This window comes from Streptomyces marincola (assembly GCF_020410765.1).
In the GTDB taxonomy this organism is placed as follows: Bacteria; Actinomycetota; Actinomycetes; order Streptomycetales; family Streptomycetaceae; genus Streptomyces; species Streptomyces marincola.
On the sequence record NZ_CP084541.1, the window covers coordinates 1,591,843 to 1,616,266 of the forward strand.

General features: G+C 72.9%; 23 protein-coding genes. 13 read left to right on the forward strand and 10 right to left on the reverse strand.

What is annotated here, in order from left to right:
* The first annotated feature begins 71 nt into the window (after positions 1–71).
* The 4 genes from LC193_RS06765 to fabF all read left to right on the forward strand — a co-directional run bounded on the left by LC193_RS06765 (position 72) and on the right by fabF (position 3,694).
* On the forward strand, positions 72–1,034 hold the full coding sequence (locus LC193_RS06765) for an ACP S-malonyltransferase (protein WP_226072539.1): 963 nt from the start codon (positions 72–74) through the stop codon (positions 1,032–1,034).
* Positions 1,031–2,029 (forward strand): ketoacyl-ACP synthase III, encoded by a 999-nt coding sequence (locus LC193_RS06770; protein WP_226072540.1) that lies wholly within the window; start codon positions 1,031–1,033, stop codon positions 2,027–2,029. Before LC193_RS06765 ends, LC193_RS06770 begins: the two co-directional genes overlap by 4 nt.
* A 60-nt stretch (positions 2,030–2,089) precedes the next feature.
* A complete protein-coding gene (locus tag LC193_RS06775) occupies positions 2,090–2,338 on the forward strand; it encodes an acyl carrier protein (RefSeq protein WP_086160829.1) in 249 nt (82 codons plus the stop codon).
* Positions 2,339–2,431: 93 nt separating this feature from the next.
* On the forward strand, positions 2,432–3,694 hold the full coding sequence (fabF, locus tag LC193_RS06780; protein ID WP_226072541.1) for a beta-ketoacyl-ACP synthase II: 1,263 nt from the start codon (positions 2,432–2,434) through the stop codon (positions 3,692–3,694).
* 119 nt (positions 3,695–3,813) lie between these two features.
* Here the strand turns inward: fabF and LC193_RS06785 are convergent, their stop codons facing one another.
* Positions 3,814–4,749 (reverse strand): beta-ketoacyl-ACP synthase III, encoded by a 936-nt coding sequence (locus LC193_RS06785; RefSeq protein ID WP_226072542.1) that lies wholly within the window; start codon positions 4,747–4,749, stop codon positions 3,814–3,816.
* A 45-nt stretch (positions 4,750–4,794) separates the two neighbouring features.
* Here LC193_RS06785 and LC193_RS06790 point away from each other — a divergent pair, with 45 nt between their 5' ends.
* Complete coding sequence (locus tag LC193_RS06790) at positions 4,795–5,433, forward strand: TetR/AcrR family transcriptional regulator (RefSeq protein WP_226072543.1); 639 nt, start codon at positions 4,795–4,797, stop codon at positions 5,431–5,433.
* On the opposite strand, the gene LC193_RS06795 is transcribed toward LC193_RS06790, so the two are convergent.
* Both LC193_RS06795 and LC193_RS06800 read right to left on the reverse strand, forming a co-directional pair.
* Positions 5,397–6,269: an NAD(P)-dependent oxidoreductase gene (locus tag LC193_RS06795; RefSeq protein ID WP_226072545.1), complete on the reverse strand. Its 873-nt coding sequence runs from the start codon at positions 6,267–6,269 to the stop codon at positions 5,397–5,399. The two genes, LC193_RS06790 and LC193_RS06795, sit on opposite strands and share 37 nt — an antisense overlap.
* 79 nt (positions 6,270–6,348) lie before the next feature.
* Positions 6,349–6,843, reverse strand: coding sequence for a DUF3145 domain-containing protein (locus LC193_RS06800; protein WP_086160824.1), 495 nt, complete (start codon positions 6,841–6,843; stop codon positions 6,349–6,351).
* Between the two features lie 259 nt (positions 6,844–7,102).
* Between LC193_RS06800 and LC193_RS06805 the strand changes: the two genes are divergently transcribed.
* The 8 genes from LC193_RS06805 (at position 7,103) to LC193_RS06840 (ending at position 16,552) form a co-directional block, all read left to right on the forward strand.
* Positions 7,103–7,990 carry a GDSL-type esterase/lipase family protein gene (locus LC193_RS06805; RefSeq protein WP_226072547.1) on the forward strand — a complete coding sequence of 296 codons (888 nt, stop codon included), beginning with the start codon at positions 7,103–7,105 and terminating at the stop codon, positions 7,988–7,990.
* Between the two features lie 133 nt (positions 7,991–8,123).
* A complete protein-coding gene (locus LC193_RS06810) occupies positions 8,124–9,290 on the forward strand; it encodes a mandelate racemase/muconate lactonizing enzyme family protein (protein ID WP_226072550.1) in 1,167 nt (388 codons plus the stop codon).
* The gene (locus LC193_RS06815) at positions 9,287–10,306 is read left to right on the forward strand and encodes a zinc-dependent alcohol dehydrogenase (RefSeq protein WP_226072552.1); all 1,020 of its coding nucleotides are present in this window, start codon (positions 9,287–9,289) and stop codon (positions 10,304–10,306) included. The genes LC193_RS06810 and LC193_RS06815 overlap by 4 nt, the downstream gene beginning before the upstream one ends.
* Before the next feature lie 67 nt (positions 10,307–10,373).
* On the forward strand, positions 10,374–11,384 hold the full coding sequence (locus LC193_RS06820; RefSeq protein WP_226072554.1) for a hypothetical protein: 1,011 nt from the start codon (positions 10,374–10,376) through the stop codon (positions 11,382–11,384).
* A gap of 6 nt (positions 11,385–11,390) precedes the next feature.
* Positions 11,391–12,500 carry a multiple monosaccharide ABC transporter substrate-binding protein gene (gene chvE, locus LC193_RS06825; RefSeq protein ID WP_226072556.1) on the forward strand — a complete coding sequence of 370 codons (1,110 nt, stop codon included), beginning with the start codon at positions 11,391–11,393 and terminating at the stop codon, positions 12,498–12,500.
* A gap of 33 nt (positions 12,501–12,533) precedes the next feature.
* Positions 12,534–14,144: an ATP-binding cassette domain-containing protein gene (locus LC193_RS06830; protein ID WP_226072558.1), complete on the forward strand. Its 1,611-nt coding sequence runs from the start codon at positions 12,534–12,536 to the stop codon at positions 14,142–14,144.
* Positions 14,119–15,372, forward strand: coding sequence for a multiple monosaccharide ABC transporter permease (gene mmsB, locus LC193_RS06835; protein WP_404819360.1), 1,254 nt, complete (start codon positions 14,119–14,121; stop codon positions 15,370–15,372). Before LC193_RS06830 ends, mmsB begins: the two co-directional genes overlap by 26 nt.
* Before the next feature lie 25 nt (positions 15,373–15,397).
* Positions 15,398–16,552 carry an aldose epimerase family protein gene (locus tag LC193_RS06840; RefSeq protein WP_226072560.1) on the forward strand — a complete coding sequence of 385 codons (1,155 nt, stop codon included), beginning with the start codon at positions 15,398–15,400 and terminating at the stop codon, positions 16,550–16,552.
* Between the two features lie 105 nt (positions 16,553–16,657).
* Here the strand turns inward: LC193_RS06840 and LC193_RS06845 are convergent, their stop codons facing one another.
* The 7 genes from LC193_RS06845 to LC193_RS06875 form a co-directional block, all read right to left on the reverse strand.
* The gene (locus LC193_RS06845) at positions 16,658–16,936 is read right to left on the reverse strand and encodes a hypothetical protein (protein WP_226072561.1); all 279 of its coding nucleotides are present in this window, start codon (positions 16,934–16,936) and stop codon (positions 16,658–16,660) included.
* A gap of 39 nt (positions 16,937–16,975) precedes the next feature.
* Complete coding sequence (locus tag LC193_RS06850; protein ID WP_226072562.1) at positions 16,976–17,551, reverse strand: hypothetical protein; 576 nt, start codon at positions 17,549–17,551, stop codon at positions 16,976–16,978.
* The gene (locus LC193_RS06855; protein WP_226072563.1) at positions 17,548–19,275 is read right to left on the reverse strand and encodes a PHP domain-containing protein; all 1,728 of its coding nucleotides are present in this window, start codon (positions 19,273–19,275) and stop codon (positions 17,548–17,550) included. The genes LC193_RS06850 and LC193_RS06855 overlap by 4 nt, the downstream gene beginning before the upstream one ends.
* Before the next feature lie 187 nt (positions 19,276–19,462).
* Positions 19,463–20,989: an arabinosylfuranosidase ArfA gene (gene arfA, locus LC193_RS06860; protein WP_226072564.1), complete on the reverse strand. Its 1,527-nt coding sequence runs from the start codon at positions 20,987–20,989 to the stop codon at positions 19,463–19,465.
* Between the two features lie 114 nt (positions 20,990–21,103).
* Positions 21,104–21,955 (reverse strand): carbohydrate ABC transporter permease, encoded by an 852-nt coding sequence (locus LC193_RS06865; RefSeq protein ID WP_226072565.1) that lies wholly within the window; start codon positions 21,953–21,955, stop codon positions 21,104–21,106.
* The gene (locus LC193_RS06870) at positions 21,952–22,890 is read right to left on the reverse strand and encodes a carbohydrate ABC transporter permease (protein WP_226072567.1); all 939 of its coding nucleotides are present in this window, start codon (positions 22,888–22,890) and stop codon (positions 21,952–21,954) included. The genes LC193_RS06865 and LC193_RS06870 overlap by 4 nt, the downstream gene beginning before the upstream one ends.
* The gene (locus LC193_RS06875; protein ID WP_226072569.1) at positions 22,887–24,233 is read right to left on the reverse strand and encodes an extracellular solute-binding protein; all 1,347 of its coding nucleotides are present in this window, start codon (positions 24,231–24,233) and stop codon (positions 22,887–22,889) included. Before LC193_RS06875 ends, LC193_RS06870 begins: the two co-directional genes overlap by 4 nt.
* Positions 24,234–24,424 lie beyond the last annotated feature (191 nt).

Genomic DNA, 24,424 nt, shown 5'->3' on the forward strand with positions numbered 1-24,424 from the left:
CAACGCTCACGACGGTTCTTCGTTCTCGCCGCCACCGGCGCCGGGCGGCGCGGGCGGGAGAGAGTGAGAGCGTGCTCGTACTCGTCGCTCCCGGCCAGGGCTCCCAGGCCCCTGGCTTCCTGAATCCCTGGCTCGAACTGCCCGGCGTCGCCGACCGGTTGGGGGCCTGGTCCGACCTCGTGGGGTGTGACCTGGTCCGGCTCGGCACCGAGGCGGACGCCGAGGAGATCCGGGACACCGCGGTCGCCCAGCCGCTCCTGGTCGCCGGCGCGCTGATCTCGGCGTCGGCCCTGTTCGGCGACGAGGCGCTGCCCGCCCCGCACGAGGCGATCGGCGCGGTGGCCGGGCACAGCGTCGGGGAGCTCGCCGCCGCGGCCGTGGCGGGGGTGTTCGGCGAGGACGAGGCGATGACGCTGGTGGGCCGCCGTTCGCGGGCCATGGCGACCGCGGCCGCCGCGGCGGAGACCGGCATGTCCGCGGTGCTCGGCGGCGACCCGGATGCGGTCGCGGCCCGGCTCGCGGAGCTGGACCTGACGGCGGCGAACAACAACGGCGGCGGGCAGATCGTCGCCGCGGGCGCGCTCGACCGGCTGGCGGCCCTGGCCGCCGACAAGCCGGAGCGGTCCCGCGTCGTGGCGCTGAAGGTGGCGGGCGCGTTCCACACGCGGTTCATGGCGTCCGCGGTGGCCGACATGGAGGCGGCGGTCGCGGACATCAAGCCCGCCGACCCGGGCATACGATATGTGTCCAACGCCGACGGCGACGTGGTGGCGGACGGGTCCGAGGTGGTGCGCCGCCTGGTGTCCCAGATCTCGCGTCCGGTCCGGTGGGACCTGTGCATGGAGACGTTCTCCCGGCTCGGGGTCACCGCGTTCGTCGAGTTGTGCCCGGGCGGCACGCTGACCGCCCTGGCCAAACGGAACCTGCCCGGGGTGGCCCGGGCCGCGATCAAGGGTCCCGAGACCCTGGCGGCGGCCCGCGAGCTGATCGCCGAGCAGGCCGCGCCTGCCGCCGAACAGGAGCGAGATTCATGAGCGCCGCACTCACCCCGGCCCGGGGCACCCCGTTCGCCCGCATCCTCGGCGTCGGCGGCTACCGGCCCGCGCGGGTCGTGCCCAACGAGGAGATCCTCAAGCACATCGACTCCTCGGACGAGTGGATCAGGTCCAGGTCGGGCATCGCGACCCGGCACTGGGCGGGCGAGGACGAGACCGTGGCCGAGATGTCGGTGGCCGCGGCGGGCAAGGCGCTCGCGGACGCGGGGATCGCGGCCGAGCAGGTCGACGCGGTGATCGTCTCGACCGTGTCGCACTTCTCGCAGACGCCTTCGATCGCGACCGAGATCGCCCACCGGCTGGGCACGAACCGGCCGGCCGCGTTCGACATCTCGGCGGCCTGCGCCGGCTTCGGCTACGGCCTGACCATCGGCAACGGCCTGATCGTGGCGGGCACCGCGCGCCACGTGCTGGTCATCGGCGTCGAACGGCTCTCCGACCTCACCGACCTGAAGGACCGCTCCACGGCGTTCCTGTTCGGCGACGGCGCGGGCGCCGTGGTCCTCGGCCCCTCGGACCGGCCGGCGATCGGCCCGACCGTGTGGGGCTCGGAGGGCGACAAGGCGGACGTCATCGGCCAGACGGTGCCCTGGGACCGGTACCGGCCGGGCGACCCCTTCCCCGCCCTGCGGCAGGAGGGCCAGACCGTCTTCCGCTGGGCGGTGTTCGAAATGGCCAAGGTCGCCCAGGAGGCCCTGGACGCGGCCGGGGTCAGCCCCGATCATCTGGATGTCTTCATTCCGCACCAGGCCAACATGCGGATCATCGACTCGATGGTGAAGACGCTCAAGCTGCCGGAGAGCGTCGCGGTCGCCCGCGACGTGGAGACCACCGGCAACACCTCGGCCGCCTCCATCCCGCTCGCCATGGAGCGGATGCTGGCGACCGGGCAGGCCAAGAGCGGGGACACCGCGCTCGTCATCGGCTTCGGGGCGGGTCTCGTCTACGCCGCGACGGTCGTTACGCTCCCCTAAGCAAGATCCCATCACCACCCCGACGCGGTACCCCACCGCAGCATGAGAAGGAGCGCCGCAATGGCTGCCACCCGGGAAGAGATCGTCGCCGGTCTCGCCGAGATCGTGAACGAGATCGCCGGCATCCCCACCGACGAGGTGACCGAGGAGAAGTCGTTCACGGACGACCTCGACGTCGACTCGCTGTCCATGGTCGAGGTCGTCGTGGCCGCCGAGGAGCGCTTCGGTGTGAAGATCCCGGACGACGACGTCAAGGGCCTGAAGACCGTCGGCGACGCCGTCGGCTACATCGAGTCGCACCAGAGCTGACACGGCTCACGGTCCGTACGAGCACAGCGCGCGTCGCCACCCCCGGGGGTGGCGCTGCACCACCATCCCCAGAACTAGCGGAGTAATGATTCTGTGAACGCGACCAATCGAACGGTGGTAGTCACCGGTGTCGGCGCAACCACACCGCTGGGTGGCGACAGCGCGTCCACCTGGGAGGGCCTGCTCGCGGGCCGCTCAGGCGTGCGGAACCTGACCGAGGAGTGGGCGGCGGACCTGCCGGTGCGCTTCGCCGCCACCGCCGCCGTCGACCCGGCCGATGTGCTGCCCCGGCCGCAGGCCCGCCGGCTGGACAGGACCGCCCAGTTCGCGCTGCTCGCGGCGCGCGAGGCGTGGGCCGACGCCGGGTTCACGGCGCGGGCCGGCGAGGACGACGCGGCCGACCCCGACCGGGTCGGGGCGGTCATCGCCTCCGGCATCGGCGGGGTCACGACGCTGCTCCAGCAGTACGACGTGCTCAAGGAGCGCGGCGCGCGCCGCGTCTCCCCGCACACGGTGCCGATGCTGATGCCGAACAGCCCCTCGGCGAACGTCAGCCTGGAGTTCGGCGCGCGGGCCGGCGTGCACACGCCCGTCAGCGCCTGCGCCTCGGGCGCCGAGGCCGTGGGCTACGCGGGCGAGATGATCCGCACGGGCCGGGCCGACGTGGTCGTCGCGGGCGGCACGGAGGGCTGCATCCACCCGCTGCCGATCGCGGCCTTCGCGAACATGATGGCGATGTCCAAGGACAACGAGGACCCGCAGCGCGCCTCCCGCCCCTACGACACCGGCCGCAACGGCTTCGTGCTCGGCGAGGGCGCCGGCGTGGTCATCCTGGAGTCCGCCGAGCACGCCGCGCGGCGCGGGGCCCGGGTGTACTGCGAGCTGCTCGGCCAGGGACTGTCGAGCGACGCGCACCACATCGCCCAGCCGGAGCCGACCGGCCGCGGCATCGCCGCCGCCACGCAGAACCTGCTGGACGACACCGACCTCAAGCCCGAGCAGCTCGCGCACCTGAACGCGCACGCCACGTCGACCCCGCTCGGCGACATCGCGGAGATCAAGGCGCTGCGCCACGTGCTGGGCGAGGACCTCGACCACGTGGCGGTCTCCGCCACCAAGTCGATGACCGGCCACCTGCTCGGCGGCGCGGGCGGCGTGGAGACGGTGGCCACGGTGCTCGCGCTGCACCACCGGATGGCGCCGGCCACGATCAACGTGACGGAACTCGACCCCGAGGTGGACGCCGACGTGGTGCTCGGCGAGCCGCGGCAGCTGCCGTCCGGCACGATCGCCGCGATCAACAACTCGTTCGGCTTCGGCGGGCACAACGTGGTGCTCGCGATGCGCACCGTCTGACCCGTCGCGTCCCGCGGGCGGCCCGGCCGGCCGCGGGACGCGAAGCGCGGGGCCCGGCACCGTCGTTCTCGGTGCCGGGCCCCGCGCGCGTCCACCGGCGGGGGCGGCCCGCCCGCGTCTCACGGGCAGCGCACGACCTGCCCCGCCCAGGAGAGGCCGCCGCCGAACGCGAAGAGGAGCACGGGGGCGCCCGCGGGCACGGCGCGGCGTTCGACGAGCTTGGCGAGGGCGAGCGGCACGGACGCCGCCGAGGTGTTCCCCGACTCCACCACGTCCTGCGCGACGACGGCCCGCGGCGCGTCGAGCTGGCGGACGAGGGCCTCGATGATGCGCAGGTTCGCCTGGTGGGTGACGATCCCGGCGAGGTCGCCGGTGCCGATCCCGGCCCGCCGGCACGCCTCGCGGGCGTACGGGGCCAGTTCCGTGGTGGCCCAGCGGAACACGCTCTGCCCGTCCTGCGCGAACCGCGGCTGCCAGGCGTCCCGCATGCGCACGGTGTCCCGCCTGGACGGGTCGGAGCCCCACACGACCGGCCCGATGCCGTTCTCGTCGCCGTCCGCGCTGACCACGGCCGCGCCCGCGCCGTCGCCGAGCAGCACGCAACTGCTGCGGTCGGTCCAGTCCGTGACGTCCGACATCTTCTCCGCGCCGATGACCAGCGCGTGCCGGGCGGCGCCGGCCCGCACGGCGTGGTCGGCGGTGGCCAGGGCCGTGGTGAAGCCGGCGCAGCCGTTGTTCAGGTCGAAGGCGACGGCCGCCGGTATGCCGAGGCGGCCGGCGACCTGCGCGGCGATGGAGGGCACCCGGTCGATCGCGCTGCACGTGGCCACGATCACCTGGCCGATGGCGTCCGGGTCGAGCCCCGCCCCGGCCAGTGCCTTGCCCGCCGCGGCGGTGGCCAGGTCCGCGACCGACTCCTCTCGCGCGATGCGGCGCGTGGCGATGCCGGTGCGCCTGACGATCCACTCGTCGCTGGTGTCCACCAGCCGGGTCAGGTCCTCGTTGGTCATCACATGCTCGGGCTGGTGGTGGCCGAGTGCGGAGATGCGCGTCATGGAGGCAATATAACTACCGAACGGTCGCACTCTATAGTTGGGGGCATGAGTCCCCGCCACTCCGCGGCCGAGGCGGCCCGCACCCGCGAGCGCATCATCGAGCGCGGTCTGGCCCTGGCCTCGGTCGACGGCCTCGAAGGGCTCACGATCGGCCGCCTCGCGGCGGATCTCGGCCTCAGCAAGTCGGGCGTGCTCGGCCACTTCGGCACCAAGCAGGCGCTGCAACTGGCCGCGCTCGAACGGGCCGCCGTGGTCTTCAACGCCGAGGTGTGGCGGCCGGCCGCGGGCGCGCCGCCCGGGCTGCCGCGGCTGCGGGCGCTGTGCGCGGCGTGGATCTCGTACCTGACGCGCGGGGTGTTCCCCGGCGGGTGCCCGTTCGTCAGCGCCACGTTCGAGCAGGACGGCAGGGGCGGGCCGGTGCGCGTGCTGCTGCGGCGGCAGTTCCGGGCGTGGCGGGGCCGGGTCTGCGCCGAGGTGCGGACGGCGGTGCGGGCCGGCGACCTGCCGCCGGGCACGGACCCGGCGCAACTGGTCTTCGAGCTGTACGGGGTGATGATGAGCCTGAACCACGCGATCCAGTTGCACGGCGACCCGGCCGCGGCCCGCCACGCGGGCGCCGCCGTGGAGCGGCTGCTCTCCCCGATGCCTCAGCCGGCCGCGGGCGGCGGGAAGCTCGCCCAGTAGGAGGCGGCCATGTCCTGGCCGCCCCGGCCGAGTTCCGAGGTGCGCCGCAGCCGCTCAGCGCCGGCCTCCGCGACGTCGAGGCGGACGCCCGCCGCCTCGCCCGCCGCGACGATGAGGCGGGCGTCCTTGACCGCGGTGTCGACCGAGAAGCTGGGGTCGAGTTCACCCGACCGGATGGCCGCCGACTTGGCCCGCAGGTAGCCGTTGTCCAGCGGGCCGCCCTCGATCGTGTCGAGGAAGTCCTGCGGGTCGACGCCGAGCCCGGCCGCGAGGGCCAGGGCCTCGGCGGTGCCGTGGGTGAGGGCCAGGACCCAGCTGTTGCAGACCAGCTTCAGGCGGGTGGCCGCGCCCGGTTCCTCCCCGACCCACACGGTGCGCGCGCCCACGGCGTCCAGCGCCGGGGCGGCCGGTCCCCTGGCCGCCTCTGGGCCCGCGGCGAGCACCGTCAGCTGCCCCGCCTCCGCGGGGGCGCGGGTGCCGAGCACGGGGGCGTCGACGAACAGCAGGCCGTGCTCCCGCGCGAACCCGGCCAGCGGGGGCAGCCCCTCGATGCCCGCGGTGGTGCACTGGAGCCAGACGGTGCCGGCCGCGAGGCCGGGCCCGGCGGCGCTCATGGCGGAGAGGGTGGCCGCGGAGTCGTGGAGCACGGTGAGCACGAGGTCGGCGCCGCGCACGGCGTCGGCCGGGTCGTCGGCGACGCGGGCGCCCGCCGCCTCAAGCGGCTCCGCCTTGGCCCGGGTACGGTTCCACACGCGGACCTCGATTCCGGCGCGGCAGAGGTTGCGCGCCATCGCGGCGCCCATGATGCCGGTTCCGAGCACTGCTGCCGAAGTCATCGCGGGGTCCCCCGTCGTTCCGTGTCGTCCTGCGGCCCTCGCCGTCCTGTGCCCCTGTGTATCAGACGACCTGTGTGTATCAGACGACCTGGTGCAGCCATCGGACGGGAGCGCCCTCGCCCGCGTACCTGAACGGCTCCAGCTCGTCGTCCCACGGCTTGCCGAGCAGCCGGGCGATCTCCGCCTGGAGGTCGCACTCGCCTGCCGCGGCCCTGGCGGCGGCGGCGCGCAGCCGGTCCTCAGGGATCATGATGTCCCCGTGCAGGCCGGTCACGGCGTGGTAGATGCCCAACTCGGGGGTGCAGCTGTAGCGCTCGCCCTCGGTGGCCGCCGTCGGCTCGGCGGTGACCTCGAAGCGCAGCAGGTGCCAGCCGCGCAGCGCGGAGGCGAGCTTGGAGGCGGCGGCCGGCTCGCCCTGCCAGGACAGCTCGGCCCGCCAGGTGCCGGGGGCGGCGGGCTGTCTGGTCCAGTCCAGGCCGACGCGGGCGCCGAGCACCCCGGTGACGGCCCACTCGATGTGCGGGCACAGGGCGCGCGGGGCCGAGTGCACATACAGAACGCCACGTGTCGTCATCGGGACCTCCACTCTTGCCAGCCTGCGCCCACCGCGATCCTCAAGGCGCCCCCGACGACCCGACGTCGCGCACGAACAGTAAACAGCATTCACGCCAATTCTCGGCAAATTGGACAGCGTGTGACGTGCGGTCATCTCCTACTCTGGAGAGGGGCGCACGTCGGGCACCCTTGTCGCCGCCATTCACCGGGTCCCAAACTATCGCTCCCGTGCGACACCGTGGACGCCAAGGACCGCACTCGACACACCGGGAGCCCCCATGCCGCCTCGCCGCCGGCCCATCGCCCTGTCCGCGCTCGCCGCCCTCGTGCTCACGGCCTGCACCGGGCAGGGAACGGACGACGACCCGGGCGGCCGGGACCGGGAGGCGGGCGAGCGGAGCACGCCGGCCGGCACGGAGTGGGACACCGGGCCCGAGTCGGTGGCCGCCATCGGCGACTCCATCACCCGCGCCTTCGACGCCTGCGCCCCGCTCGCGGACTGCCCCGAGGCGTCCTGGGCGACGGGGACCGACACGGGGGTGACCAGCCTGGCGCGGCAGTTGATCGGGAACGACCCGTCCCTGGCCGAACGCACGTGGAACCTGGCCGAGTCCGGCGCGCGGGCCGCCGACCTGCCGGAGCAGGCGCGGCGGGCCGCGGCCCACGAGCCCGGGCTGCTGACCGTGCTGATCGGCGGGAACGACGCGTGCGCGCCGGACGCGGCGGCGATGACACCGGTCGCGGATTTCCGCGCGCACGTCACCGAGACGGTGGACATCGTCCGCACCCAGTCGCCGGACACCCAGGTGTACGTCGCCAGCGTGCCCGACCTGATGCGGCTGTGGTCGCAGGGGTCGGAGTCGCTGCTCGCGCGCTCGGTGTGGCGGATGGCCGACATCTGCCCCTCGATCCTGGCGGACGCGCAGGACACGTCGGCCGCCGCCCAGGAGCGGCGCGCGTCGGTGCGGGCCCGGGTGCGGGAGTACAACGAGGTGCTGGCCGAGGTGTGCGCGGCGGACGCGCTGTGCCGGTACGACGGTGGCGCGGTCTTCGACTACGACTTCACCGCGGGCCACCTGAGCGACTGGGACTGGTTCCACCCGAGCCGGGAGGGGCAGTCGGTGCTCGCGGCGCTGGCCTACGAGCAGGTCACGGCGGAGGGGTGAGCGCCGGGGGCCGCGGGGTTCCCAAGTTGCCGGGCAGGGCGTAACCATTGACAGGTCGCGCGCCCGCTCATTACGTTCTCGTCAGCATTTCGAACGGTTGACGAAATATCGAACAGGCGGAGGGTTGGCTCCCGTGCGCATCACCGGAATCAGTACGCATGTCGTCGGAACGCCCTGGCGGAACCTCACCTACGTTCAGGTGCACACCGATGAGGGCCTGACCGGTGTCGGCGAGACCCGCATGCTCGGGCACACCGACGCGCTGATCGGCTACCTGCGGGAGGCGGAGGCCAACCACGTGGCGGGCTCCGACCCGTTCGCCGTCGAGGACCTGGTCCGCCGCATGAAGTACGGCGACTACGGGCGGGCCGGCGAGATCGTCATGTCGGGCATCGCCTGCGTCGAGATGGCCTGCTGGGACATCAAGGGCCAGGCGCTCGGCGTCCCGGTGTGGCAGCTGCTCGGCGGTCGCGCGAACGCCTCGGACAACCGGGTCAAGGCGTACGCGAACGGCTGGTACACCGTCGAGCGCACCCCCGAGGCGTTCCACGAGGCCGCGCGGGCCGTGGTCGAGCGCGGCTACCAGGCGCTCAAGCTCGACCCGTTCGGCACGGGCAGTTTCGAACTCGACCACGCCGAGACCGTGCGCTCCCTCTCCCTGGTCGAGGCGGTCAGGGACGCGATCGGGCCCGAGCGCGAGCTGCTGCTTGAGATGCACGGCCGGTTCTCGCCCGCGACGGCGATCCGGCTGGCCAGGGAACTGGAGCCGTTCCAGCCCGCGTGGCTTGAGGAGCCGGTGCCGCCGGAGAACCTGAAGGCCCTGGCCAAGGTGGCGGAGAAGACGACGCTCCCCATCGCGACCGGCGAACGCATCCACGACCGCATCGAGTTCCGCGAGCTGTTCGAGTCGCAGGCCGTCGACATCATCCAGCCCGACCTCGGCCACACGGGCGGCATCGGCGAGATGCGCAAGCTCGCCGCGACCGCGGAGACGCACTACGTGCTGGTCGCCCCGCACAACGTGGGCGGCTCCGTGCTGACCGCCGCCAGCCTCCAGCTCGCGGGCTGCACGCCCAACTTCAAGATCCTCGAACACTTCAACGACTTCGCCGACGCGGAGATCAAGAAGGTCGTCAAAAACGCGCCCGAGGTCGTCGACGGCTACTTCACGCTCTCCGAGGAACCGGGCCTCGGCGTGCGGCTGGACGTGGACGCGGCGGCCGAGTTCCCGCAGCAGCAGGCGCACTTCGACCTGTGGGCCGAGGGCTGGGAGAAGCGGGACGGGAAGGGCGGCCAGTGACCGAGGCGCGCAGCGTCCTCGTCGAGGCGCCGGGGCGGCACCGGCTGGTGGCCGCCGCCGCGCCGCCCGAGCCGGGTCCTGGCGAGGTGCGGGTCGCGGTGCACGCGGCCGGCGTCTGCGCGAGCGACCGCGAGGTGTACGAGGGCACCAGGGCCGAGGGCTACGTGCGCTACCCCGTGGTGCCAGGGCACGAGTGGTCGGGCACCGTGGCCGCGGTCGGTCCTGGCACCGACCCGGCGCTCGTGGGCCGCAAGACCACCGGCGAGGGCTTCCGGGCCTGCGGCACCTGCGACCGCTGCCGGACCGGCGAGACCAGCCTGTGCACCGCGGGCTACGAGGAGACCGGGTTCACCCGGCCGGGCGCGTTCGCCGACCACCTCGTGCTGCCCGCGCGGCTGCTGCACCTGCTGCCCGACGACGCCGACCTGACCGCCGCCGCGCTGCTCGAACCCGCGGCCGTCGTCGCCGCCGCCGTGCTGCGCGCCGCCCCCAGGGCGGCGGAGCGGGTGGCCGTGGTGGGCGCGGGCACGCTCGGGCTGCTCGCGGTGCAACTGCTCGCCGCCGCCTCGCCCGCCGAGCTGACGGCCGTCGACCCGAGGAAGCGGCCGGGCGAGCAGGCGCGGGCGTTCGGCGCGCACCGCGCCGTCACTCCCGAGGAGGCGGCCGGGCTGCACGGCCGGTTCGACCTGGTGGTGGAGACCGCGGGAGCGCCGGGCACCGCGCGCGACGCCTGCCTCCTCGCCCGCAGGGGCGGCCGGGTGGTGCTGACCGGCCTGCCCGCCCCCGGCGCGCACGGCATCGACCCGGTGCACCTGGCGGTGAGCCAGCTCACCGTGGCCGGCGTCTTCGGCGCGCCGCCCGCCGCCTGGGCCCACGCCACCCGCGCCTTCGCCGCCGGCCTGCTGCGGCCCGCCGCGTTGATCACTCATCAACTCCCGCTCGAATCCTTCGGGGTTGCTGTCGAACTCGTCGGTAGTGGCGACCCGGAAGTGGGCAAGGTACTGCTGAAGCCATAGGGGCGCATGCTGCCGATGAGACCGAACCACGCACGAGATACCGAACCACCGCGAACACTGGAGCACCGTGTCTGAGTCCGCCCCCGCCCCCCGCCTGCCGGGCCAGGCCGCCCTGGCCTCGCTCGGCTACGCGACGCCCGTGGCCGACCCCGCCGACGCATCGCCGCACTCGTTCCCCGACGGGGGCGGGTGGCGCACCGAAATACCCTCGGTCGAGGGCCCCGAGGCACTGCACACCGTGCTCGCCGAGGCCGCCAGGCTCGACGTGCCCGTCCACCGCATCAGCCAGGGCAGCGGCGTGTGGATGCTCACCGACGCGGAGATCACCGAGATGGTCGACGCGTGCGCCGCGGCCGGCGTCGAACTGTGCCTGTTCACCGGGCCGCGCGGCTCGTGGGACATCGGCGCCTCGACCCGCACCGCCTCGGGCGGCGGCGGCCTGCGGGCCCGCGGCCACGGCGCGGTGGCCGGCTGCGTCGAGGACGCCCTGCGGGCGACCGCGCTCGGCGTGCGCTGCCTGCTCGTCGCCGACGAGGGCGTGCTGTGGGTGCTGCACCGCCTGCGCGAGCAGGGCACGCTGCCCGCGGACACCACGTTCAAGGTCTCCGCCCTCATCGGGCCGGTCAACCCGGCGTCCGTCGCCGTGCACGAAGGGCTCGGCGCCGACTCCGTCAACATCCCGTCGGACCTCACGCTCGAACACCTCACGGAGATCCGGCGCGTCACGCGGGTGCCGCTGGACTTCTACCTGGAGGCGCCCGACGACCTCGGCGGCTACGTGCGCATGTACGACGCGGCGGAGCTGATCCGCAGGGGCGCGCCGATCTACCTGAAGTTCGGCCTCAGCAAGGCGCCCGGCATCTACCCGTTCGGGGCGCACCTGCGGGACGTCACGCTGAGCAGCGCGCGCGAACGCGTGCGCCGCGGGCGGCTGGCCCTCGACCTGCTGGCCCGGCTCGGCGCGGACGGCGGCATGTCGCCGCTGGGTTCGCGCCTGCCGGGACCGCTCACCCGTTTCACCGGCACCACACGCACCACCGGCACCACAGAAGAGGTTCCACCAGCCGAAAGGTCGTGATCGCTCATGCCCCGTGCATCGGCCGCCGTCCGCGTGACAGCGCTGGCCGCCGCCCTCGCGCTGTCCCTGGCCGCCTGCGGCCGGGACAGCCGGGGCGGCCTGTACGACGGACGGGACGAGGACGAGGAGGGGGGCACCATCGGGATCTCGATGCCGACGCGTTCCTCGGAACGCTGGATAGCCGACGGCGAGAACGTCGTCCGGCTGTTCGAGGAGGCGGGGTACGAGACCGACCTCCAGTACGGCGAGGACCAGATCGAGAACCAGATCAGCCAGATCGAGAACATGATCGCCCAGGGCGTCGACCTGCTGGTGATCGCCGCGATCGACGGCTCCTCGCTCGGCAACGCCCTCCAGCAGGCCGAGGACGCGGAGATCCCCGTCGTCTCCTACGACCGGCTGCTGCTCGACCACGGCCACGTCGACTGCTACGCCACCTTCGACAACGAGCAGGTCGGCCGGCTCCAGGGGCAGTACATCGTGGACGCGCTCGGCCTGACCGAGGGCGGCTCCGACTCGTTCAACATCGAGTTGTTCGCCGGCTCGGCCGACGACAACAACACCCGGTACTTCTTCGGGGGCGCGATGAGCGTGCTCCAGCCGTTCATCGACGACGGGCAGCTGACCGTGCGCAGCGGCCAGACCGAGCTGAACGAGATCACCACGGAGAAGTGGAGCGGCGCCGAGGCGCAGGACCGCATGGACGACCTGCTGACGACCGATTACCGCACCGAGCGGGTCGACGCGGTCCTCTCGCCCTACGACGGGATCTCGCTGGGCGTGCTGGCCGCCGTGGAGAGCGTCGGCTACGGCACCGAGGCGCAGCCGCTGCCCGTGGTGACCGGGCAGGACGCCGAACTGGCCTCGGTCCAGTCGATCGTCGCGGGCGAGCAGACGCAGACGGTCTACAAGGACATCAGGCGACTGGCCGAGCAGGCCGTGGCGATGAGCGACGCGCTGCTGAGCGGCGAGGAGTGCGAGGTCAACGACACCGAGAGCTACGACAACGGGGTCAAGGTCGTGCCCGCCTACCTGCTCGAACCGGTCAGCATCGACGCGAGCAACTACCAACTGCTCATCGACGAGGGCTACTACACCGAGGAGCAGCTGGGCTGAGCACCGACGGCTGACGGGTAAGGAGTGCGCACGATGGAACAGCACGTGCTGGAGATGCGCGGCATCGGCAAGTCCTTCCCCGGTGTGCGGGCCCTCGACGGGGTCAGCATGTCGGTGCGGCCTGGCGAGGTGCACGCCGTCTGCGGCGAGAACGGCGCGGGCAAGTCCACGCTGATGAAGATCCTCAGCGGGGTGCATCCGCACGGCAGCTACGAGGGGGAGATCCTCTTCGAGGGCAGGCCCTGCGCGTTCAAGGACATCCGCGCCAGCGAGGAGCGCGGCATCGTCATCATCCACCAGGAACTGGCCCTCGTCCCCCACCTGTCGGTGGCGGAGAACGTCTTCCTCGGCAACGAACGCGCCGGCCGGGCCGGCATCATCTCCTGGTCCGACACGATGCGCCGCACCGAGGAGCTGATGCGGCGCGTCGGCCTGGCGGACGAGCACCCGGGGACGGCCGTCGCCGGTCTCGGCGTGGGCAAGCAGCAGCTCGTGGAGATCGCGAAGGCGCTCGCCAAGCGCGTCAAACTGCTGATCCTCGACGAGCCGACCGCGGCGCTCAACGACGAGGACAGCCGCAAACTGCTCGACCTCGTCGACGGACTGCGCGGCCAGGGCATCGCCTGCATCCTGATCTCGCACAAGCTGAACGAGGTGCGGCGGATCGCCGACTCGGTGACCATCCTGCGGGACGGGCGGACGGTGGAGACCCTGCCGGTGCGCCCGGCGCCCGGCGCGCCGCCCGACATCCCCGAGGACCGCATCATCCGCGGCATGGTCGGCCGGGAGCTGACCCAGTTCTACCCCAGGCGCACCCCCTACACCGGGGAGCGGGCCGGGCAGGTCGCGATGGCGGTGCGGGACTGGACGGTGCGGCACCCCCTGGACCAGCAGCGGCGCGTGGTCGACTCCGTGTCGTTCGAGGTGCGGCACGGGGAGATCCTGGGCATCGCGGGGCTGATGGGCGCGGGCCGCACCGAGTTGGCCATGAGCGTGTTCGGCCGCTCCTGGGGGCGTTACGAACGCGGCACTGTCCGCGTCCACGACCGCGAGGTGTCCACCAGGACCGTGCCCGACGCCATCGCCGCCGGCATCGCGTACGTCACGGAGGACCGCAAGACGTACGGGCTGAACCTCATCGACACCATCGCCCGCAACGTCTCGCTGGCCGGGCTGCCGCGGCTGGCCAGGCGCGGCGTGATCGACCGGCACACGGAGACGCGGGTCGCCGAACGGTTCCGCGCGTCGATGAACATCAAGGCACCCACGGTGTTCGAGCAGGTGGGGCGGCTGTCCGGCGGCAACCAGCAGAAGGTCGTCCTCAGCAACTGGATCAACACCGAGCCCGACGTCCTCATCCTCGACGAGCCGACCCGCGGGATCGACGTGGGCGCGAAGTCCGAGATCTACACCGTCATCGACCGCCTGACCGCCGAGGGCAGGGCCATCGTCCTCATCTCCTCCGAGCTGTCGGAACTCCTGGGCGTGTGCGACCGGATCGCCACCATGGCCGCCGGCCGCCTGACCGGGGTGCAGAGCCGCGCGGAGGCCACGCAGGAGTCGCTGATGCGGCTGATGACACGCACGGAGAACGGGTCGTCCACGGACGCCGCCACGGATGCACGACGCGACGAGGAGGGGTGAGATGCCGCAGGAAACGACCGGCAGGGACGCCGGGGCGCGCGGGGGCGGCCTGGCCCGCGTGGTGGTCACCGCGCTGCGCGGCAACATGCGCCAGTACGGGATGCTCATCGCGCTGGTCGCGCTGCTCGCCGTCTTCCAGGTCTGGACCGGCGGCGACGTGCTCCTGCCCCGGAACGTCAGCAACATCATCAACCAGAACGGCTACATCCTGATCCTCGCGGTCGGGATGATGATCGTCATCATCAACGGCCACATCGACCTGTCCGTCGGCTCCGTGGCCGGCTTCGCCGGGGCCGCCGCCGCCGTGATGATGCTCGAACACGACGTGCCCTGGCAGCTCGCCCTCTTCTTCGCGCTGCTCATCGGCGCCGCCATCGGCGCCTGGCAGGGCTTCTGGATCGCCTACGTCGGGCTGCCGTCGTTCATCGTCACGCTGGCGGGCATGCTGCTCTTCCGGGGCGCCACCCGCATCCTGCTCGAAGGCCGCACCTGGTCGGGACTCCCCCAGGGCTTCCAGGACATCAACCAGGGCTTCCTGCCCGAGTTCGGGCCCGACACCAACTACCACAACCTCACCGTCCTGCTCGGCGTCGCCGTGTGCGCCACCGTGCTGATCCAGGAGTGGCGCCGCCGCGGCCAGCAGCGCGAGTACGACCTGAACGTCCTGCCGCTCAACCTCTTCCTGCTCAAGTGCGCCGCCATCGTCGCGGCCGTCATGGCGTTCTCGCTGACGCTGGCCAGCTACCGGGGCGCGCCCGTGGTCCTGCTGATCCTCGGCGGCCTGCTGGTGCTGCTCGGCTTCGTCATGCGCAACTCCGTGCTGGGCCGCCACGTCTACGCGCTGGGCGGCAACCGGGCCGCGGCCGAGCTGTCCGGCGTGAAGAACCGCCGGGTCACGATGGCCGTGTTCATCAACATGGGCGTGCTGGCCGCGCTGGCGGGCTGCGTGTTCACCGCCCGCACCGGCACCGCGACCACGGGCGCCGGCAACCTCTTCGAACTTGAGGCCATCGCCGCGGCGTTCATCGGCGGTGCCTCCATGAGCGGCGGCGTCGGCACCGTGCTCGGGGCCGTCATCGGCGGGCTCGTCCTCGGCGTCCTCGACAACGGCATGCAACTCTTGAAGATCGGTGAGGACTGGCAGCAGGTCATCAAGGGCCTGGTGCTGCTCGTCGCCGTCGCCTTCGACGTCTGGAACAAACGCCGGGGCCTGAACACCCGGGCCTGATCGCTGTCACGAGGAGCACCACCCCATGTCCACCACCCCACGCGCCACGCCCGAATCGGTCGCCCGCCGGCTGCCGACCGCGGGGGTGCCCGCCGCCCCGCCCGCCACCGCGCCGGACGGCCCGGCGGCGGGCGGCGCCCCCCTGCGCGAGGAGTTCGGCCGGCTGCCCGACGGGACCCCGGTCGAACGCTGGACGCTGGAGCGCGGCGGGCTTCGCGTGGCCGTGCTCAGCCTGGGCGGGATCGTGCAGTCCCTCGACGTGCCCGACCGCGCAGGGCGCCGGGCGAACGTGTCGCTCGGCTTCGACCGCCTCGCCCCCTACGCCGACGCGCCGTACTTCGGCGCGCTGATCGGGCGGTACGGCAACCGCGTGGCCGGCGGGCGCTTCACGCTGGAGGGCCGCGAGCACCGGCTGCCGCTCAACGACGGCGGGAACAGCCTGCACGGCGGCGGCGACGGGTTCGACCGCCAGGTGTGGCGGGTCGCGCCCGCGGGCCCCGCCGCCCTCACCCTGCGGCACACCAGCCCGGCCGGGCACGCGGGCTACCCGGGAACGCTGGAGGTCCGCGTGGACTACTCCCTCACGGACGAGGGCGAGTTCCGCATCGACTACCTGGCCACCACCGACGCGCCCACGGTCGTCAACCTCACCAGCCACATCTACTTCAACCTCGCGGGCGAGGGCAGCGGCGACATCCAGGACCACAGGCTCTCGGTGGCCGCCGGCCGCTACACGCCCGTCGGGGACACCCTCATCCCCACCGGCGAGCTGGCGCCGGTGGACGGCACCCCGTTCGACTTCAGGAAGGAGAAGGCGGTCGGCGACGACCTGCGCGCGGGCCACCCGCAGCTGCTGCGCGCGCAGGGCTACGACCACAACCTCGTGCTCGACAAGGGCACCACGGCCGGTCCGGAACGCGTCGCGTCCCTGCACGACCCCGCGTCGGGTCGGCGGATGACGGTGTCGACGACCGAGCCGGGTGTGCAGTTCTACAGCGGCAACTTCCTCGACGGGACCCTGGTCGGCACCTCGGGGCGGGCCTACCGGCAGGGCGACGGCCTGTGCCTGGAGACGCAAGCCTTCCCCGACTCCCCCAACCAGCCGCACTTCCCCAGCACGGTCCTGCGGCCCGGCGAGACCTACCGCTCCACGACCGTGCACGCGTTCTCGGCCCACTGACGCCGCCCGGTGGTGCCCCGCGAGGCCGCGGGGCACCACCGGCGGGTCAGCCGCCCCGGCCGCGCAGGACGGCGGCGACCGAGGCCGCGGTGGCCTCGGGGCGCTTCAGCTCGGTGGCGGGGGCGGTGACACCGTGCCGAGTGGACCCGGCGCCGACGGGCGGCCCCGGGTGTCCTCCCCGATCCCATCGATCCCGTCGATCAGGTCGCCGAAGGAGTCGAGCACCTTCTGGGCACCGGCCAGGAAGGTCCCGCGCACCTCCTCGTCGGCCCTGATCAGCCGCTCGACGTACTCGTCCACCGGCACCCGCCGGGCCCGGGCGGCCTGCCGCGCCATCTCGGCCGCGGACTCCTCAAGCATGAGGCTCACGTGGGTCTTCGCCATCCCCCGAAGCCACTGCCTGCCGCCGTCCGCCACGGGCTTTCAGTGGTCCCCGCCGCAGCAGGGGTGCGGGTCCGGGATCTCGAACGGCACGTACCGGCCGCCGCGCGCGGGCATCAGGCGCAGCAGCAGCGCCCCCGCGTGCCGTTCCGGCCGCACGTGCCCCCGGGTGTCCAGCACGGCCGACTCCGGCGGCTCGGCGCCGCCGAGCGCCTCGGCGCGGGTGATCGCGCTGCGCGCGAACACCTCGCCGAGCGTCAGCTCGCCGGTCAGCGCCTCCCAGCCGTCGAAGAGCACCGCGCGGCCGGTGCCCTCCGCCGCCGCCTCGGCGCCGGCCGCCGCGGCGGCACGGCCCTCGGTCGGCCCGGCCTCGCCGCGGCCCGGCCACACCACCGCGAGGTCCGCGCCCGCCGCGCCCTCGCGCAGCCGGTCGAAGACCGGGCCGGCCGCGGCCTCTGGCAGCGTCAGGGACAGCGCGACGCCGGGCGCCGCGCCGCGCACCGGGTGCGTGCAGCCCTGGGCACCGGCCGGCAGCGGGAGCCGTTCCGCCAGCCGGTGCAGCAGGTGGTCGGCGTCGCGCGGGGACCGCGCGCCGCCGTCGAGACCGAGGACGATCACTCGGGGAGCACCCAGATCGGGTTGGAGTAGAACCACAGGTCGAGCCACGGGTCCGCGTCGCCGAGCACGTCGAGCGCGGGGCCCGCCGGGTCCACGTCGGCGCCGTGCAGGCCGGGCTGGCTGCGATTGCCGTCGGTGCCCCGGACGCGCACGTAGCCGGGCCGGTCCACGCGGCCGAGCCGGTAGGTGAGCGTGACCGTGCCGGTGGACTCGTTGACCTCGAAGGACTTGACGACCTTCGTCTCCGGCGCGCGCAGGGTGTCGCGGTCGGAGGCGTGGCCGGTGACCGCGCCCCTGATGACGTCGACGCGGGCCAGGGTGGGCACGAACTGGGCCCAGTTGGGGCCGTTGGCCAGGGCGATCTCCAGGACCAGCTCCACCTGGGTGCCGCGCCTGACGTGGAGGGTGCCGCCGAGCGTCGCGGACCGGTTGCCGCCGCGCAGCTGGGCGTCGAGACCCGAGATGAGCCCGCCGTGGTCGACCCAGATCCGGCCCTCGCGGATGCCGTCCATGACCGCGCCGTAGGAGAAGTCGTGGGCGCCGACGTGCGTGCGGCTGTACTGGCCGGGCCAGAAGTCGCCCGCCGACAGGTTGAGTCCCGCACCGGCGTACACGGGGTCGTCGTGGTAGCCGTTGGCGTTGAAGTCGGTGCCCTCGGGGCGGGCGGCGGTGTCGCCGTAGTTGCTGTGCGAGTCGGAGTTGGCGGTGATCCACCACGGCTTGCCCTCGGAGAGCAGGCTGTCCCACAGGCCGCCGACGGTCGCGGTCATCCAGTCGAAGCCGCCCCAGGTGCGGTAGCTCTCGGCCGGGTAGCCGGGGAAGGAGTTCGCGTCGGGCGACGAGGTGTAGTAGCCGCGCCCGGTGCCGGGGCCGTGCGGGTCGGGGATGCCGGCCGCCTGGTGGCCGGGCGCGCCCTCGAAGCCGACGGCGATCCGCGGCTGCGCGTCGCGCCAGCCGCGGATCTCGTGCGGGGAGTCGATGCCCTTGCGCGAGGGGTGGTTGGCCAGCATCAGGGCGTCGTCGACGCGGCGGCGGCGCACCTGCTCGGCGAGGAAGTCGAGCCCGGCGATGGCCAGGGCCTCGTTGCGCGGGGTGCTGTCGGTGGCGCCGCGCACACTGCCGTCGTAGTCCGTCTCGAACTGCTTGAGCACGGAGACCTCGTTGCGCCCCGGGTGCACGAAGACGGTGGCGTGCTCGGCCGCCGGGATGTTCCACTCAAGGCCCTGGAAGACCAGGGTGTCCCGGTACTCCTCGCGCGCGCGCCTGATGTCGGGGTTGACGCGCTCGACGCCGATGCGGGAGTGGTTGACGCTGCCGTGGTCGGTGATGACCATCCAGTCCAGGCCGTACCTGGCGCCGTTGCCGACCTGGTCGACGACCCGGTACATGGCGTCGGAGCTGTACTGGGTGTGGATGTGGTGGTCGCCCGCGAGCCAGTGCAGCCGCCGGCCGCGCCCGTTGCCCCGCCCGTTGCCATTGCCGTTTCCGCCGCGGCCGGCCGGCGTCGCGGCTGCCGCCGCCGCGGTGCCGAGCACGCTCGCCGAGGCGGCGCCCGCGCCGAGCAGGCCCGCGCGGCGCAGCATGCCGCGCCGGGACAGCTGGTCGGGGCTCAGCTCGCTGTCGGGCACCGCCGGGTCCATGGCCGCGGGCAGCGGACGTGACTCGGCCCCGTGGTCGTGATCGTGGTGGTGGTGATGCCCGTGGGGTCCGTGGTGGTGGCCCATGCTGACGCTCCCAGGTGGTTCTTCGGCCGACATCCTGCCGCGAGCACTCTGGGAGGAAAAGGTGAACACGGGATGGAGCGGACACGGCGCCGGGCCGCCGGGCGGCGGAACTGCGGGACCGCCGGCGCCCGGTTCGTGCCACGGGCGGCGGCGGTCCCGGTCCTCGGCGGCCGGTGGGCGGGCCGGGTCAGGCGAGCCTGATGACGTTCCAGGACAGCGGTTCGAGCGTGGCCGTGAGCACGCCGTCGGCCAGCGCGGTGCCCTCGGCGGCGTGCGGGGTCACCCGCTCGGGCTCGGCGGCGGTGTTGCGGGCGTCGGGGTCGGCGTCGGAGAGCACGCTGTGCTCGGCGACCTCGGTCAACCCGAGTCCGTGCAGGACCACTTCGAGCGGCAGGCTCCTGGTCCTGTCGCGGTTGACGGCGAAGACGGTGACGGCGCCCGTCTCCTCGTCGCGCACGGCGGTCGCGTGCAGCAGGTCGACCTCGCCGAACCGCTCGGTGTGGTGGCGCGGCCCGGCCACGCGCACGTCGAGCACGGTGCCGCGGCCGTGCGCCGACGCCTGCGCGAACGGGTAGAACGTCGTCTGCCGCCACGCCGTGCCGCCCGGCTCCGTGGCGATCGGCGCGATCACGTTGACGAGCTGGGCCAGGCACGCGACCTTGACCCGGTCGGCGTGCCGCAGCAGCGCGATCAGCAGGGTGCCGAAGACGACGGCGTCGGTGACGCTGTAGTTGTCCTCAAGGAGCCGCGGCGCCTCCGCCCAGTCGTCACCGCGCGCCTCGCCCGACAGGGTCGGCGCGCTGCCGTCCTGGTACCACACGTTCCATTCGTCGAAGGAGAGGTTGATCTTCTTCTTCGACTTCAGGCGCGCGCCGACGTGGTCGGCGGTCGCGACGACGTTCTCGATGAACGACTCGGTGTCCACGGCCGAGGCGAGGAAGGAGTCCCGGTCGCCGTTCTGCTCGTAGTAGTACGCGTGCAGCGATATGTGGTCGACCAGCTCATAGGAGTGTTCGAGAACGGTCGCCTCCCAGGCCGCGAACGTGGCCATGGACTGGCTGGAACTGCCGCACGCGACCAGTTCGACGTCCGGGTCGATCTGCCGCATGGCGCGGGCGGTCTCGGCGGCCAGGCGGCCGTACTCCTCGGCCGTCTTGTGCCCGGTCTGCCAGGGGCCGTCCATCTCGTTGCCCAGGCACCACAGCTTGATCCCGAACGGGTCCTTGTCGCCGTGCGCGATGCGGCGTTCGGACAGTTCGGTGCCGCCCGGGTGGTTGGCGTACTCCTGGAGCTCGATGGCCTCGGCGACGCCGCGGGTGCCCAGGTTGATCGCGAGCATCGGCTCGCCGCCGACCTTGCGGACGAAGTCGACGAACTCGCTCAGCCCGAACCGGTTGCTCTCGGTGGAGCGCCAGGCCAGGTCCAGCCGCCGGGGGCGCTCGTCCTTGGGGCCGACGCCGTCCTCCCACTTGTAGCCGGAGACGAAGTTGCCGCCGGGGTAGCGCAGGGCCGTGACGCCGAGTTCGCGGATCAGGTCGAGCACGTCGCCGCGCAGTCCCGCCTCGTCCGCGGTGGGGTGGCCGGGCTCGTAGATGCCCGTGTAGACGCACCGGCCCAGGTGCTCCACGAAGGAGCCGAACAGGCGCGGGTCGACGGCCGAGACGGTGAAGGCGGGGTCGAGGGTGAAACGGGCGGTGTGCGGTGCGTCGCTCATGCGGGTCCCTGATCGTTCGATATTTCGTTCATCGATCGCTACTTCGAACGATCAAAAACTTAGAGCGGGAGCGGCGCGCAGTCAACGGCCCGCCGCTCCCCACTCCTCCCCCACCTACTGCCCGGCGATACCGGTGTGCGCCACGCCCCGCACGATCTGCCGCTGGAAGAACACGAACACGATGAGCAGCGGCAGCGCGGCCAGCAGCGCGCCCGCCATCAACTGGGCCCAGCGGATGCCGAACGAGGACTGCACGGTGGCCAGGCCGACCGGCAGCGTGGCCAGGTCGGGGTCGGTGGTGACCAGGTAGGGCCACATGAAGTTGTTCCACGACCCGATGAACGTGAAGATGCCGACGGCCGCGAGCACCGGGCGGGACAGCGGCAGCACGATGCCGAGGAAGACGCGCCACCGGCCGGCGCCGTCGATGCGGGCCGCCTCCTCAAGCTCCCTCGGCACGCCCTGGAAGAACTTGTAGAGGATGAACACCATGGCCGGCGCCGACACCTGAGGCAGGATCACGCCCCAGTAGGTGTCGACGAGCCCCATCGTGCGCACGTTGGCGAACAGGGGCGCGGTGATCACCGTGCCCGGCACCATGATCCCGGCCAGCGTGAGACCGAACAGCGCCTTGCGGTACCGGAAGTCGGTCCTGGCGAAGCCGTAGGCGGCGAGCGCCGAGACGGCCAGGGTGAGCGCGGTGACGCCGGTGGAGACGATCACCGAGTTCACCAGCCACTTGGGGATGTCGCCGGTGCCGAGCACGCTGCGGTAGGCGTCCAGGTTCATGTTGGACTGGATCCACTTCAGCGGCAGCAGCTGCGTGTCGCCCTCGGGCTTGAACGAGGTCGACAGCGCCCAGCCGAACGGCACCAGCCACAGCGCCGCGAGCAGCGCCCCGATCGCGGTGAGCACGATCTGGCCCGCGTTGCGCCGCGCCTTCACGGCGAAGCTCCGCTCGCTCATACGGCGTTCCCCTCCGAACGGTTGCGCACCAGCCACAGCCGCGCCAGCGTGACGGCGACGATGAGGACGAAGACGATGTAGGAGAGGGCGGAGGCGTAGCCGATGCGGTAGCCGGTGAAGCCCTGCTGGATGATGTACTGCACGACCGGGCGCGTCTCGTTGTTCGGGCCGCCCTCGTTGATGAGGAAGATCTGGTCGAACACCTGGAGCGAGGCCAGGATCTGGAGCACCACGATCAGCCCGGTGATGTTGCGGACCATCGGCACGGTGATGTGCCGCATCCGCCGCCACGGTCCCGCGCCGTCCAGCGCGGCGGCCTCGTAGAGGTGTCCTGGGATGGACTGGAGCGCGGCCAGGTAGAGCAGGAAGCTGAACCCGACGGTCCACCACAGCGTGGCCAGCACCATGGAGAACATCGCCCAGTCGCCTTCGAGGAGCCAGGGCACGCGCCGGTCGATGGCGTTGTTGATGAGGCCGAAGTCCGGCTCGTACAGCCACCGCCACAGGTCGGCCAGCACGGCGGACGGCAGCAGGAACGGCGCGAAGAAGGCCAGCCGCCAGAACCACTTGCCGCGCTTGATGCTGTGGGCGAGCAGCGCCAGGAAGAACGCGACCACGACGATCAGCGGAGTGATCATCGCCGTGAACTTCAGCGTGTTGCCCAGCGAGTCCCACAGCTGGTCGTCGCCCAGCGCCTCGCGGTAGTTGCCGAGGCCGATGAACTCGGTGTTGATGCCGGCCAGGTTCGTCTCGTTGAGGCTGTACCACAGGCCCGAGACCAGCGGCCACAGCAGGAAGAGGCCGTAGAAGACGAGGAACGGCGCGACGAACCAGCCGCCGTGCTGGAACAGCCGGCCGAGCCGCGCGCGGGCGCCGCGTTCGGGCGCGGGGGCGGGCGCCGCGGACCGGGCGGGGGGCGGGGCCAGGGCGGTCACGAGGCGGTCCCTTCGCCGAACGGGTCGCGGGTGTCCAGCAGGTCGCGCAGCGTGGAGCGGATCGCGCGGACGCCCTCCCCCGGGGTGAGCGAGCCCATCGCGGCGGCCGAGAGGTGCACGCCGACCTCGTTCTGCACGCGCGACGAGGTGCCGCAGAACCACGCGGGCGGGTCGAACGCGGCGATGTCCATCGCGCCCCGGTACTCCGACTGCGGCTCCATCGCGAGGTAGGCCGGGTCGTCGAGTACCGGCAGGTAGGCGGGCACGTGGCTGGCCTCGGCCCAGGCCAGGCTGTTGCGGACCAGCCAGGCGATCAGGCGGTGCGCGGCCTCGTTCGCCCCACCGCCGCGGCCCTCCTGGTGCGGCAGGACGAGGATGTGCGCCTCGGCCTGCGTCGCGGGCGTACCGAAGAGGGTCGGGTAGGGCTGCGCGCCGAAGTCGATCCCCGCGTTCGCGAAGTCGACGACGAGCCAGTTGCCGAAGAGGACGAAGCCGCCGCCGTTGACGAAGTAGCCGACGAGGTCCTGTCCCGGTATCGCGTACTCGTCGGCCACCAGCCGCGCCATGAACGCCAGGACCTCCTCCGCCCGGTCGTCGTCGAGGGCGATACCGGTGCCGTCCTCGGTGAGGATCGTGCCGCCGGTCTGCGCGTAGAGGCCGACGAACGTCCACCAGCACTCCCCCGGCATCAGCGCGTTCCAGCCCAGCGGGGAGCGGCCGATGACCTCGCGCACGGCGTCGAGCGCGTCGAGGAACTGCCCGGTGCCCTCGATCCGGGCCAGCCGCCCGTCGGGGCCGAGCAGACCGGCGGGCTCGCAGGCGGCGCGGTTGTAGAACAGGGTCGAGGGGTGGATGTCCAGCGGCAGGCCGTACAGTTCGCCGCCGATCGTGGCCCGGTCCCACAGCGCGGGGTTGAAGTCCCCGCGGCGCACGCCCTCCGCCGCCAGCAGGCCGGTGTCGATCGGGTCGAGCAGCCGGCCGGGCGCGAAGCCCGCGAGGCGGCCCAGGTGCAGCACCCCGACGTCGGGCGCGCGCCCGCCCGCGCCCGCCATCGCCAGCTTGGTGTAGTAGCGGTCGCCCCACGCCAGCGTGGTGTCCTCCACCTGGATCGCGGGGAACTCGGTCCTGAACCGGTCGAGCAGGGCCCGCATGTGGGCGCCGTCGCCGCCGCTGAACAGGTTCCAGAACTGGATCCGGTTCCCGCCGTCGGCCAGGGAGGCGGCCGACCCGCAGGCGGCCGTCGAGCCCAGGGCCGCCGCGGCGCCGAGGCCGGCCGCGCCGCGCAGCAGCCCGCGACGGCTCGGCTCGGGGGGCGGCAGGGAGCGCAGGGACACGTGAGTCACCCCGTCATCCTTCGTTCGGTATATCGAATGCTGACCGGATATCCGAACGGACCGTAGGAGTCGAAGCCGTCGAAGGTCAACGGTTATGACAACACTCCCCGGAAGTTCCGGGGAGTGCTGCCCGATCGCCACGTCGGGAGGGGTGCGGGAAACGGACGGGACGGGACGGAACCGGCCGCCGCCGGGGCCCG

Coding starts and splice junctions, on each gene's coding strand:
- LC193_RS06770 (WP_226072540.1), top strand. CDS start 1,031: ATGAGCGCCGCACTCACCCCGGCCCGGGGCACCCCGTTCGCCCGCATC.
- LC193_RS06775 (WP_086160829.1), top strand. CDS start 2,090: ATGGCTGCCACCCGGGAAGAGATCGTCGCCGGTCTCGCCGAGATCGTG.
- LC193_RS06785 (WP_226072542.1), bottom strand. CDS start 4,749: ATGACGCGCATCTCCGCACTCGGCCACCACCAGCCCGAGCATGTGATG.
- LC193_RS06790 (WP_226072543.1), top strand. CDS start 4,795: ATGAGTCCCCGCCACTCCGCGGCCGAGGCGGCCCGCACCCGCGAGCGC.
- LC193_RS06795 (WP_226072545.1), bottom strand. CDS start 6,269: ATGACTTCGGCAGCAGTGCTCGGAACCGGCATCATGGGCGCCGCGATG.
- LC193_RS06800 (WP_086160824.1), bottom strand. CDS start 6,843: ATGACGACACGTGGCGTTCTGTATGTGCACTCGGCCCCGCGCGCCCTG.
- LC193_RS06805 (WP_226072547.1), top strand. CDS start 7,103: ATGCCGCCTCGCCGCCGGCCCATCGCCCTGTCCGCGCTCGCCGCCCTC.
- chvE (WP_226072556.1), top strand. CDS start 11,391: ATGCCCCGTGCATCGGCCGCCGTCCGCGTGACAGCGCTGGCCGCCGCC.
- LC193_RS06830 (WP_226072558.1), top strand. CDS start 12,534: ATGGAACAGCACGTGCTGGAGATGCGCGGCATCGGCAAGTCCTTCCCC.
- mmsB (WP_404819360.1), top strand. CDS start 14,119: ATGCACGACGCGACGAGGAGGGGTGAGATGCCGCAGGAAACGACCGGC.
- LC193_RS06840 (WP_226072560.1), top strand. CDS start 15,398: ATGTCCACCACCCCACGCGCCACGCCCGAATCGGTCGCCCGCCGGCTG.
- LC193_RS06845 (WP_226072561.1), bottom strand. CDS start 16,936: ATGGCGAAGACCCACGTGAGCCTCATGCTTGAGGAGTCCGCGGCCGAG.
- LC193_RS06855 (WP_226072563.1), bottom strand. CDS start 19,275: ATGGGCCACCACCACGGACCCCACGGGCATCACCACCACCACGATCAC.
- arfA (WP_226072564.1), bottom strand. CDS start 20,989: ATGAGCGACGCACCGCACACCGCCCGTTTCACCCTCGACCCCGCCTTC.
- LC193_RS06865 (WP_226072565.1), bottom strand. CDS start 21,955: ATGAGCGAGCGGAGCTTCGCCGTGAAGGCGCGGCGCAACGCGGGCCAG.